At 27.5% G+C, this 12,836-nt stretch carries 10 protein-coding genes; 7 read left to right on the top strand and 3 right to left on the bottom strand.

Annotated features, from left to right (window positions below; translation table 11 throughout):
* Positions 1 to 51 precede the first annotated feature (51 nt).
* Both JOC62_RS14980 and yjeM read right to left on the bottom strand, forming a co-directional pair.
* On the bottom strand, positions 52 to 228 hold the full coding sequence (locus JOC62_RS14980; protein WP_204596092.1) for a hypothetical protein: 177 nt from the start codon (positions 226 to 228) through the stop codon (positions 52 to 54).
* A gap of 190 nt (positions 229 to 418) precedes the next feature.
* Positions 419 to 2,014, bottom strand: coding sequence for a glutamate/gamma-aminobutyrate family transporter YjeM (yjeM, locus tag JOC62_RS14975; protein WP_204596091.1), 1,596 nt, complete (start codon positions 2,012 to 2,014; stop codon positions 419 to 421).
* 303 nt (positions 2,015 to 2,317) lie between these two features.
* Between yjeM and JOC62_RS14970 the strand changes: the two genes are divergently transcribed.
* Together JOC62_RS14970 and JOC62_RS14965 are read left to right on the top strand one after the other, a co-directional pair.
* Positions 2,318 to 3,595 carry an alkaline phosphatase family protein gene (locus JOC62_RS14970; RefSeq protein WP_204596090.1) on the top strand — a complete coding sequence of 426 codons (1,278 nt, stop codon included), beginning with the start codon at positions 2,318 to 2,320 and terminating at the stop codon, positions 3,593 to 3,595.
* A gap of 37 nt (positions 3,596 to 3,632) precedes the next feature.
* Complete coding sequence (locus JOC62_RS14965) at positions 3,633 to 3,995, top strand: ribosomal maturation YjgA family protein (RefSeq protein WP_204596136.1); 363 nt, start codon at positions 3,633 to 3,635, stop codon at positions 3,993 to 3,995.
* Positions 3,996 to 4,029: 34 nt separating this feature from the next.
* Here JOC62_RS14965 and JOC62_RS14960 read toward each other — a convergent pair whose 3' ends face one another.
* Positions 4,030 to 5,355, bottom strand: coding sequence for an MATE family efflux transporter (locus JOC62_RS14960; RefSeq protein ID WP_204596089.1), 1,326 nt, complete (start codon positions 5,353 to 5,355; stop codon positions 4,030 to 4,032).
* A gap of 148 nt (positions 5,356 to 5,503) precedes the next feature.
* Here JOC62_RS14960 and JOC62_RS14955 point away from each other — a divergent pair, with 148 nt between their 5' ends.
* The 5 genes from JOC62_RS14955 to JOC62_RS14935 all read left to right on the top strand — a co-directional run bounded on the left by JOC62_RS14955 (position 5,504) and on the right by JOC62_RS14935 (position 12,782).
* On the top strand, positions 5,504 to 6,340 hold the full coding sequence (locus JOC62_RS14955) for a MerR family transcriptional regulator (RefSeq protein WP_204596088.1): 837 nt from the start codon (positions 5,504 to 5,506) through the stop codon (positions 6,338 to 6,340).
* Between the two features lie 28 nt (positions 6,341 to 6,368).
* Positions 6,369 to 7,145 (top strand): potassium channel family protein, encoded by a 777-nt coding sequence (locus JOC62_RS14950; protein WP_204596087.1) that lies wholly within the window; start codon positions 6,369 to 6,371, stop codon positions 7,143 to 7,145.
* Between the two features lie 172 nt (positions 7,146 to 7,317).
* Positions 7,318 to 9,021, top strand: a complete 1,704-nt coding sequence (gene hcp, locus JOC62_RS14945; protein ID WP_204596086.1) for a hydroxylamine reductase — start codon at positions 7,318 to 7,320, stop codon at positions 9,019 to 9,021.
* A gap of 174 nt (positions 9,022 to 9,195) precedes the next feature.
* The gene (locus tag JOC62_RS14940) at positions 9,196 to 12,474 is read left to right on the top strand and encodes a ligand-binding sensor domain-containing protein (protein ID WP_204596085.1); all 3,279 of its coding nucleotides are present in this window, start codon (positions 9,196 to 9,198) and stop codon (positions 12,472 to 12,474) included.
* 128 nt (positions 12,475 to 12,602) lie between these two features.
* Complete coding sequence (locus JOC62_RS14935; protein WP_204596084.1) at positions 12,603 to 12,782, top strand: hypothetical protein; 180 nt, start codon at positions 12,603 to 12,605, stop codon at positions 12,780 to 12,782.
* Positions 12,783 to 12,836 lie beyond the last annotated feature (54 nt).

Raw genomic sequence — 12,836 nt, 5'->3', positions numbered from 1 at the left:
CAATTTGTTGAGGAATAGTATTCTTGTTTTAAAGTTTATTTCTCATTTTCTTTAAATGGAAATAGTAATCCTAAAAGTGATAAAACTAATCCAGTAAGCATATCCCGAGGTTTTTGTAATTTCAAAAACCTCGGGATATGCTCCTCTTGAATAAAAAATAGTAAAAATAGTATTAGAAAATATGATTAATAATATCCCAATTACTATAAATGTTATTCTCTTTTTCATATATTCCTCCCAGTATTAATTGAAAATACTTATATATAATATATATGAGTTTTTACAAAATTATATATCCAAGTGTTAGCTAAGTAAAAGTTTCATTAAACTGTAGTATACTATAGTAATGCAACAAATGTTAAATATAGGAAGAAAAAATAATGTAATTAAATAATATTATTGTAGAAAAGGTGATTATTTAAAATTCATTATTAAAAACTTCAAAATCTTCAGTCTCCATATTGTCATTACTATTAATATTTACTTCTATTTTAGAATTGCTACGTGCTTTAAATCTCTTATAAAGCAGTGTAGCTACTAATCCAAATAAAATAGGTCCAACAGCAACCCAAATACTATTTTGTATATTACCTTCAAGTGCGGGCTCTATAATTGAGAAGATGTTAGTAAATGTAACGACAACAAAACATATGGATCCCATTATTATTCCAGATTTTTTAGAGAAGAACTGATATTCTTTTATTATATTATCATTTTTCTTAAATTTTATATAAGAGAAAATAATAAATGATAGTGGAACAGTACCAGATACAAAAGTCATAAGTGTCATTTTATTAAATATTGCAGATACACTTCCTCCACCAAAGCCTAATAGTAATACAAAGAATACTATAATAATAGTTTGAAGTATTATTGCATTTTGAGGCATGCCGTATTTATTATCTTTTAAAAGTTTATCTGGAAGCATTCCTTTAGGAAGACCTTCAAACATATGTTTTATAGGAGTATATATTCTAAGTGGAACAGAAGTTAGTCCTATTATAGTTAAAATAGTCATAATTCTATTTATCCATTCACCTAAAAGAATTGAATTTGAATGATTTAATCCTAGTAATACACCCAATCTATAAAATTCTTGTTGATATATATATACAGAGAAATTAGCCAAATTTACTTTGCCAGATCCAAAGGTATCATTCCAATTACAAACCATACCAAGTACTAATACGCTAGATATATAAAGCACAGTTATTACTATAGTTGAAAGTATTATAGCTTTTGGTACATTCTTTTTTGCATTATGCACCTTATCAACAAGTCCACCACTATTTTCCATACCAGCAAAAGTAAATATAGAAAACACTAAAAATGCAAGTGCAGGCAAGAAGCTTGAATAACTTGAATTAGGGCTATAGAAATATGATTGTATATTAGTAAAATCAAAGCCTTGTTGGAATTTAAAACCTTGAAGTGCAAATACAATTAATCCTCCACCTAAAATAAAAATATGTGAAAGAATTACAGTTACTATTGATATATTAGAAAGAAAAGTTAATTTTTTTAAACCTCTAGTAGCAATAAATGCAACAACTATCATATATATAGCACCTACAATTGCAAGAGTTTGTGGAGAATTTAATCCAAGCAGATGCCAAGTTGAAGTAGTATCAGAGCCATAAATTGCAACAGAGAAGTATATACATATTCTTGAAGCAGAAAACCATAGTATAACGAATCCACCATACCATATAAATGTTCCTATAAGTGCGAATTTTTCACCCACACTTTCACACATCCATGAAAATATACCGCCAGATTTATTTTTAAATGCCGAACTCATTTCTGCAACTACAAAAGAATAGGGTATGAAGAAAAAGATCGCAGCTATTATAAAATAAGTTATTGCTGCATAGCCCATTTGATAATAAACTTGTAGACTATTTGCTAGTCCATATACAGTTAAAAATATAATTGATACGAAGCTCCAAAAGGAAATGGAATACTTACTTTTATCATCATTTAATCCTAGATTTTTTTCTTTAGTTTTACTCATAATTTTGCTTTAATAAATTAGTGTGTTTTAATTTATTAAAAGCTTCCCTCCTTATTTATGCATGATTATACAAAATTTTGCATAGCAATATTTTGTTGGTGTATTTACAACAAATACAATTGTTCTTGTGTGAAATAAATTATTATAATTCTACACTTAATTATTTAACTTAAAATATATAAAGTGTATACAAAGTATAAATTATTAAGTTTTAGAATGCATAAAAATTCAAGAGATAAAGGTTATTATGAAAGATATAATAATGATATAATTAAGTAATATTATTAAGAAAAGGTGATTAATTTGATAAATGAAAAATCAATTAGAAAGGTAAAAAAGAGTTCCTATAAAGATTTTATAGTTCCTCTTTATGATACTTACTGTTTCTCTAATATACCAGATACAATAAAAAATTTATTGGGGATACAAAATAAAAATGGACTTCCAATTGATACACTAGGAGGAAAAAGAGTTCAATCCAATAAAGTAATATTTTTACTTATAGATGCTTTTGGTTGGAGCTTTTATGAAAAATATAAAAATGATTCTAGATTTATGAAAAAGATAGAGAAAAAAGGAGTAGTATCAAAGATAACATCACAATTTCCATCAACAACAACTGCTCATGTTACAACAGCACTTACAGGATTACCTGTTTATAAGCATGGTCTTTATGAGTGGTTTTATTATGAAAAGGAAGTTGATGATATAATAACTGCCTTTCTATTTAAAGAAGCTAGAGTTAATGAATATGAAAGCTTAAAAAATAAAAATATAGATCCTAAATCATTCCTTCCATCAGATAATATATTTAAAGAATTAAATGGTAATGGAGTTAAAAGTAGAGTATATCAGCCATTTTATATAAATAATAGTATTTATACTAATACAATGTGTAATTGTGCAGAGATAATTGGATATGAAAAATATGATGATTTATTTAATAGAGTTTATAATGATCTTAAAGAAAATTATGATAAAGAATATTATTATATTTATCTACCAGAAATAGATTCTGTGGCCCATGAGTTTGGTTGTAATTCAGAAGAATTTGATTTAAAGGTAAAGGAATTTTTAAAAAACTTAGATAGGTTTTTTAAAAATATAGAAAAGGATATAGAAGATATTTCTATATTAATTTCAGCAGATCATGGACAAATAGAAACAGATTTAAATAAAAAGAATTATTTAAATGAGATAATACCAGAAATAGAAATGTATTTAAAGAGGAATGAAAAGGGTGAGTTACTATCTCCAACTGGATATTGTAGAGATTTATTTCTTATGGTAGAGGATGAATATATATTAAAGGTTAAAGAGATGATTGAGGAAAAACTTAAGGATGTTGTAGAGATATTTACTTATGAGGACTTATTCGATATAGGGTTATTTAAAGAAGATAGTAAGAGATTAAATGATAGATGCCCAAATCTTTTATTAATTCCAAAAGGAAATAATAATATATGGTGGTATGAAGAAGGAGTCTTTGATATTTCTTTAAAAGGAGTTCATGGTGGAATAAGTAAAGAGGAGATGGAGATACCATTCCTTTATTATAGAAAAGGTGAAAAAAGTGAATAAAAAAAGATTTCTATATATTATCTTAACAATAGTAACTATGATTCTTGGATTAGCTTCAAGAAAATACGGGAGTTTATTACCAAACTTTTTAAGGGAATACTCAGGGGATGCTCTTTGGGCTTTGATGGTATACTTTGGATTTAGCTTTGTATTTATAAAATTATCAATTAGTAAAAGAGGAATTATTGCATTAGTTTTTTCTTTTATTATAGAATTTTCTCAAATTTATCAAGGCGTATTGATTAATAAAATAAGATCGACTACATTAGGTGGACTGATATTGGGGCATGGATTTTTGTTTAGCGATCTTTTATGTTACACAGTTGGAATAACTATTGGTTTAATAATTAGTATAGTGCTAGAGAATAAAATAGGAAAATCAAAAGACTCCTTGGATTAGTATAATCCAAGGAGTCTTTTTTAGAGTGTATCTTTTAAAAGGCATATATTTTTTTATATTTTTTCAAGAAAAATATAGATACTAGTATTGTAGTTAACTCAGCAAAGGGTACTACTAACCAAAGGCCATTAATATCAAATAATGGTGGTAATACTATACAACCAAGTATGACAAATATAAATGCTCTTGCAGCAGAAATTAATGAAGAAATTTTCCCATTTGAAAAAGCAGTAAATAATCCTGAAGCAAATATATTTACGCCTACAAATAAGAAGGCTACTGAAAAGATTTTTAAACCTCCTAAAGCTAAGTCAAATACTGGATCGCCAGGTTTTACAAATACACCTACTATATTTTTAGAAAATACTATTGACACTAGAAAAATTATTATTGAAGAAACTAATATAAAAATTTCAGAGTATTTATAGGTTTCTTTTAATTTATCTGAATTATTAGCACCATAATTGTAACTAATTAGTGGTGATATTCCTGAAGCAAATCCTAAGTAAGTTGAAACTAATAAAAAGTGTGCATAAAGGATTATTGTAAGAGCTGCAACACCATTTTCGCCAGCATATTTAAGTGCAAGCATGTTAAATAAAAGTGTAGTAATACCAGTAGATAATTCAGTAACCATCTCTGAAGATCCATTAATCAATGTATTAAGTAACAACTTAAAATCAACTACTATTTTTGTGAATTTAAGAGTAGACTTTGATGATAGAAAGTACCAAACACCAAAAATTAAAGATATTAGTACACCTAAAACTGTGGCAAGTGCTGCTCCAGCTATACCAAGTCCTAGTATTTTTATAAATACATAATCAAATACTATATTTATAACTCCTCCAATAATAGATATATATAAGCTGAATTTAAAATCTCCATCAGTTCTTATATAATATTCTGCTAAAGATTTTAATATAAACACTGGTGTAAATAAAGCAATTATACGTCCATAAGAAATACAATAATCAATAAGCTTATCTGTTGCTCCAAGGGAAATAGATATATCTTCTATAAATAAAAACATTACTATTCCTGTTATAAGTCCTAGTATAAGTGCAGAAAAGCTTAAAAATGAAAAAGATTTATTTGCATCTTCTAATTTACCTTGTCCAAGTTTTTGCGCAATTATGGCACTTCCACCAGTACCAAACATTACTGCTATTGCAAATACTATACTTATAATAGGAAGAACAATGTTTATACTTGCTAGTGCATCAGATCCAACAAAGATTGATACAAATATTCCGTCTATAATTGTATATAAAGATATAAATACCATTGAAACAATAGCTGGTGATACGAATTTTAAAAATTCAATAAATGTAAGTTTTTTGCTAAATAAGTTTTCCATAAAAATTCTCCTTTGATAGTATATAAAATCTCTAATTATATAAGTTTTAGCTATTAAAATTAGAGTATATGTTATAATACGATTGTATTATAAAGTGTATAGTAACTATACAGTCAAGAAATTTTTTAAAATGTAAGGGTGGAAGTTTATGAGTGAGAAAAAAGAAAAATATTTAACTATAAGTGAATTCGGTAGATTATGTGGAGTTACAAGAAAGACTTTAATATTTTATGATAAGGAAGGTGTATTTTCTCCAAGTTATAGAGATAAAAATGGATATAGATATTATAGTTTAAAACAGTATGATACATTTAATCTAATTCTAGATCTTAGGAAAATAGGTGTAACTTTAGAAGATATAAAATTGTATTTAGATGAAAGAGCTCCCAAGAAATGTATAGATTTATTACAGGAAGAAAATAAAAAAATACAGAAAAAAATTGAAGAGCTTAATATTATATCTAAAGTTATAAATAATAAGATTAAATTAACAAAAGAAGGTATAGAAGAAATAAATAATCTAGATGTATCTATAGAAGAGAGAGAAGAAGAATATATGCTTTATTCAAGAATTGAATCAAATAATCAAAAAGATTTAATGATGGACTTAATTAACTTTGTTAATTATTGCAGTGAAAAAGGGATTAATCATGGATATTCAATTGGTGCAACTGTAAGACGGGAAAGTATACTAAATAAAAAATTTACTGCTTGCGATAAGTTTTTTGTAAATGTTAGTGATGAATATAAGAAATATAAAGAAGATAGACTATTAATAAAACCTAAAGGACTATATGCAATAATAAACCATAGGGGAGATTACTACTGTACAGATAAGTCTTACGAAAAACTTCTAGAGTATATAGATTCTAATGGATATAGAATTTGTGGAGAATCCTATGAAAATTCTTTACTAGATTATTTTTCAATAAAAGATGAGAAGGATTATTTAACAGAAATATCTATTGGAGTGGAGAAGAAATAATGAATATTTGATAGTGTGGTGTTTTAGTATGGGAAAGAGAGTACATGAGTTTGAATTTTTTAAAGATAATAATGTAGGAATTATATATGATTTAAGTATAGGAGTTTTATCAGGTTTTGCAGTTTTGGTCGTTATACTTCAATTTAATTCAAATCTAAGCCAAACTCAAAATGAATTTCTTAATATATGTGATAATCTTGTGTATATACTGTTTGTATTAGATGGAATAGCTAAATGTATATTAGCTACTGATTGGAAGCAGTTTATAATTAAAAATAAAATTGATTATATAGCATTATTTCCTTTTCAATTTTTATTACAAACTAATTTGGGGAGTGTCTTTAAACTTCTTAAAGTAGTTACATATTTTTTTAGATTAATTGATAACATGAAAGATTTTCTTAGAACAACAAGAACAGTTGGAATAATAGGAAGTGCTGTATCTATAACACTTGTTGGGTCTATTATAATATATTTTTTTGAAAGAGAAGGAGGAGATATAAAGACTTATGGGGATTCTTTATGGCTATCTTTAGTTACATTAACTACTATAGGGTATGGTGATATAACACCTAAGACATCAGCAGGGCGAATAGTGGCTATGGTTTTAATGATTACAGGTATTGGATTTCTATCTATGCTAACATCTACCTTTTCTACATATTTAATTTCATTAAAGTATCATAGAGATAGAACATTTATAGAGGATGAAGATAAAGTATATATTGATGTAAGTGATTTATCCGAAGGTAAGCGAGATAAGCTTAGAAGTTACTATAATTATCTAAAGCAAGAAAAAGATTAACATATGCTAGTAAATTAAGAAATAATTAAATTTAATTAAATTTAAGTTTCGTAACTTTTGTTACAGAATTAAATATGAGTATTTTAGTATACTTTCTTTTGTCAGAGGAAAAAAGTAGATAAATAAATTTACATAATTATTTAATAAGGTAACTAAGGAGGAAATATAAAATATGGGAATGTTTTGTTTTCAATGTCAAGAAGCAGCAGGATGCACAGGGTGTACAGTAAGAGGAGTGTGTGGAAAGAGAGAAGATGTAGCTAAGGCACAAGATTTACTAGTATATGTAACAAAAGGTCTTGCTATAGTAAGTGATGAGGGAAGAAAAGTTGGAATAATAGATACTAATGTTGATAGATACATAACAGAGAGCTTATTTACAACAATTACAAATGCAAACTTTGATAAAGAAGCAATTTTAAATAGAGTAAGAGAAACTTTAAAACTTAGAGAGTCTTTAAAAAAGAGAGTAATAAAAGCTGGTGGAAAAGTTGGCGAAGTTGTAATTAAAGGTGGATTCTTTAAAAAGTTATTTGGTATGCAAACAAACGAGTTTATAATGCCAGATGCAGCTACATGGAGTGGACAAGATGAAATAGCCTTTGTTGCAAAATCAGAAACAGTTGGAGTATTAGCAACTGAAAATGAAGATATAAGAAGTTTAAGAGAACTTATAATGTATGGGTTAAAGGGATTATCTGCATATATGAAGCATGCTATGAATTTAGGATATGATGATTCAGAAATTCATGGATTTATGGCAAAAGCATTAGCAGCTACTTTAAATGATGACTTAACTGTAGATGATTATGTTGCATTAGCTTTAGAAGCAGGTAAATACGGAGTAAATGGTATGGCATTATTAGATAAAGCTAATACTGAAAGTTATGGACATCCAGAAATAACAAAGGTTAATATTGGAGTTAGAAAAAATCCAGGAATAATAATCTCAGGTCATGATTTAAGAGATTTAGAAATGCTTTTAGAACAAACACAAGGAACAGGGGTAGATGTATATACTCATAGTGAGATGTTAGCAGGACAATATTATCCAGCATTTAAGAAGTACGATAACTTTGCAGGAAACTATGGAAACGCATGGTGGTTACAAGATAAAGAATTTGAATCATTTAATGGACCAATACTTATGACTACTAACTGTGTAGTGCCTACTAATAAACCATACATGAAGAGATTATTCACAACAGGTGCTAGTGGTGTACCAGGATGTAAGCATATAAAAGCAGATAAAGATGGAAAGAAAGATTTTAGTGAAATAATAGAACTGGCTAAAAAGTGTAAGGCACCAGTAGAAATTGAAACTGGAGAAATAATTGGTGGATTTGCACACAACCAAGTATTTGCATTAGCTGATAAAGTTGTAGATGCAGTTAAAAGTGGAGCTATAAGAAGGTTTTTTGTAATGGCTGGATGTGATGGTAGAATGAAATCAAGAAACTATTACACAGATTTTGCTAAAAATCTTCCAAAAGATACAGTAATTCTTACTGCAGGTTGTGCTAAATATAAGTATAACAAGTTAAACTTAGGAGATATTGGTGGAATACCTAGAGTATTAGATGCTGGACAATGTAATGATTCATACTCATTAGTATTAATTGCATTGAAATTAGTTGAGGCATTTGGATTAAATGATGTTAATGAATTACCAATTAGTTATAATATAGCTTGGTATGAGCAAAAAGCTGTAATAGTATTACTTTCATTATTACATTTAGGAGTGAAGAACATCCATTTAGGACCAACATTACCTGCATTCCTTTCACCAAATGTAGCTAAAGTACTAATTGATAACTTTGGAATTTCAGGAATATCAAATGTTAGCGATGATATAAAAATGTTTATGGAAAGCTAATAAATTATAGAGAATAAATAATGAAAATTAAATTTATTGAAGGAGTTATATTATTTAATATGGCTCCTTTTGTTATTTTTTTGTACAATTTTTATGTTTACAATTGATTAATAAAGTTTACCGATTGACAATAAATGTAGTATATGGGAAAATGACAGTATATTTGGGTAAAATTTGTCGAAAGATAAGGAGTTGGAGATTATAAGTAAGAAAAGAGTTATAAGCTTATTTCTATTAAGTATATTTTTAATAAGTAATTTTTTTTGCGTAAAAGTTAGTGCTGAGGAAAAAGATAAATATTTAAAATTTACAAATTTGACAATAAAAGATGGTCTATCTCAAGGATCAGTTTATGCAATTCATAGAGATGAAGATGGATACATGTGGTTTGGAACAAATGATGGTTTAAATAGATTTAATGGGTATGAGTACGAAGTAATAAAATCTGACGATAAAGATCCAAATACATTATTTCCAGGAATCATAGGGTCAATAGTAGAGGATAAAGAAGGTTATCTATGGGTTGGTACAAGCTCTGGTCTTTCTAAATTGAATAAAAAAACCTTATCTGTAGAGAGAATAGAGGCTGACGTTAATGATCCTAAAAAAACATCCAGTAAGCATATTTGGGACTTATATATTGATAGTGGAGAAGACTTATGGGTAGGAACAGAAAATGGATTAAATAGATATGATTTTAAGACAAAAGAGTTTAAAAAATATTTTAGTTTTAGCAATGATGAAAATACATTAAGTGATAATTTTACTAGCTCTATTGCAGAAGGATTAAATGGCGATATTTGGGTTGGAACAAGAAATGGATTGAATATATTAAAGAAAGAGACAGGAAAGGTAGTTAGAATCCCAAGTGATGAATTACCAAGTAGTAATATAGTAAAACTTTATAAAGATTCTAATGATAATATGTGGGTAACTACACAAAATAAAGGAATAGTTAAGTTTGATTTAAAGACAAATAAGGTAGATAAATTAGAAAATTTAAATAAATTATATGGCTCTGAAAAATTTGCAGTGAATAGTATGTATGAAGATTTTCGTAATAATATGTGGCTTGGAAGTAAAGGTGGGCTTATAAAATACTCTATGAATGATGGAAGTATAGAGAGTTATACAAATAAACCTTACGATACAGAGAGTTTAGTAGATAATAGCATACAAAGTGTTTATAGAGACAATGATGGACTTATATGGATTGGTACCTATAGTGGAATAAGTATATTAGATCCAGATCAAGAGTTTACGCATTATAAAAGTCAACCAGGTGAAAAGAATACTTTAAGTGGAAATAGTATTGGCGGTATTTATGAAGATGATGATGGAAACCTATGGATTGGTACTACAAATGATGGTATAAATAAATTTGATAGAGAAAAAGATGAAATAACCCATTATAAATTTGATCCTAATAATGATAACAGTATACCAAGTAACACTGTCTTCCAGATAACTGGAGATAAGAAGGGTAATATATGGGTAGGAACAAAGGAAGGGTTATGTAAGTTAGATCCTAAAACGGGTAAGATAAAAAGATACCAGCATAATGTAGGTGAGAATTCAATAGTAGATAATGATGTTAAGGAAGTCTTCATTGATAATAAAGGATATATTTGGCTTGGAACTAGAGACGGACTGGATGTGTTTGATAGTGATAAAGAAGAATTCACTAATTTAAATAGTATTATTATAGATAATAATGTAGGAGAGACATTTATAAGGAGAATATTCCAAGATTCAAAAGGAAACTATTGGATAGGTATGGGATGGAATGGAGGAGTTATAAAACTTGATCCTAACAGAAAGTTCCTAAAAAATTATAAGGTTGAAGAAGAGAATGTTAATTCTTTAAGCAATAATGCTATTAAAGGTATTAATGAAGACAAAGAAGGAAACATATGGATTAGTACTTCAGTGGGGATTAATAAACTAAATCCTAAAACAGAAGAATTTACAGTTTATACTGAGAAGGATGGACTTGCAAATAACTATGTATATGGAGTTCTTATAGATGATGAAGATAATGTATGGGTTAGTACAAATGGTGGATTATCTAAGTACAATCAGAAAAAGAATTTATTTAGAAATTTTACTTTCGTAGATGGAATACAAAGCAATGAATTTAATGGTACTGCTGAATTTAAAAGTAAAAATGGAGAAATGTTCTTTGGAGGAGTTAATGGAGTTACAGCATTTTTCCCAAAAGATGTATACAGAGATAAACCTACTGATTCAAAGGTTACGATATCTAATTTCAAAGTTTATAACAATAAGGATATAAGATTAAATAATGACGGTGCAGTTTTAGAAAACGATGAAAATACATTTTCTTTTGAATTTTTCCTTCCAGATTATAGAGGTATAAGAGAAGGAAAATATGAATATATGCTTGAAGGCTTTGATAAAGATTGGGTATATTCTGGTAAAAGAAATTATGCAAGTTATACTAATATAGAGCCAGGAAAGTATACATTTAAAGTTAGGGCAAGGGATAGAAATGGTGAAATTAGTAAAGTTGAACATGTTAATATAAGGATTAAGAAGGCGTGGTATAAATCTACATTGGCCTACTGTATCTATTTTATAATATTTATTAGCTTAATTTATTTTATTATAAATTATGTGAAGATACTAAATGGATTAGTTAAGCAAAGAACTGAAGAGCTTAATAAAGAACTTTTAGAGAACGAAAAAATATATAACCAATTATTAAAGTATGAGAAATTTAGAAACACATACTTAGTGAACTTATCACATGAACTTAGAACTCCTCTAAATGTTATCTTATCAAGTGAGCAGCTTATAACTTCATTAAATAAAAAAGAAGATAATATAAATAAGCTTGATTTAAATAAGTATATGAATATAATAAAGAAAAATTCAAATACTCTTTTAAAGGTTATAAATGATTTAATTGACAGTTCTAAGATTAGTTCCGGAGCTTATAAGTTAGATATAGGAGAAGTGGATATTGTTTATTTAGTTGAAGAAGTGGCACTATCTATGAAAACATATATAGAAAGCAATGCTCTTGAGCTTATAATAGATCCAGAAATTGAAGAAAAGATTATAGAATGTGATAAAACAAATATAGAGAGATGTGTTATAAATCTTATCTCTAATGCTGTGAAATTTACAGAAGCGAAGGGGACTATATTTGTAAGTATTAAAGAGAATAAAGATAGTATTGATATAATAGTTAAAGATACTGGTGTTGGAATACCTGAAGAGCAAAAGGATATAATCTTTAATAGATTTGCTCAAGTTGAGACACAAGTTTCTAGTAAACATTGTAGCAGTGGAATAGGACTTACACTAGTTAAGAGCTTGGTAGAACTTCATAATGGTAAAATAACATTGATAAGTGAAGTTGGTAAGGGAAGTGAGTTTATAATAACTCTTCCAATAAAGCAGAAAAAACAAAATAAAGGTGATTAATTTAAGAAAAGTTATGCGAAGAGAAGCATAACTTCTTTCTTTTTAATAAAAAATTCATATGGAGAACATATGAAGAAAATATTAGAGTATTAAAATAAATATATAAATAGGTTTAGGAGGGATTATATATGAGTTTAAGAGCAAGAACTAAACAATTAGAGGAAAAACTTAGAAAAGAATATAAGAAATTAGGAAAAGAAGATGGAGAAGCTTCAATAGAAGAAATGGAAAATGCAGTTACTGATTATTATAGAGGTGAAGGTAATGCTATTGAAGATCTATATGATTTTCTAGAAAGAAACTGCTAAATTACATAGTTACTAATCAATATCAATGCTTTATATTAATATTGATTAGTAACT

The sequence above is a fragment of the Clostridium sardiniense genome (assembly GCF_016907995.1).
GTDB classification, from domain to species: Bacteria; Bacillota; Clostridia; order Clostridiales; family Clostridiaceae; genus Clostridium; species Clostridium sardiniense.
This window is presented reverse-complemented; position numbering and strand designations above follow the sequence as displayed.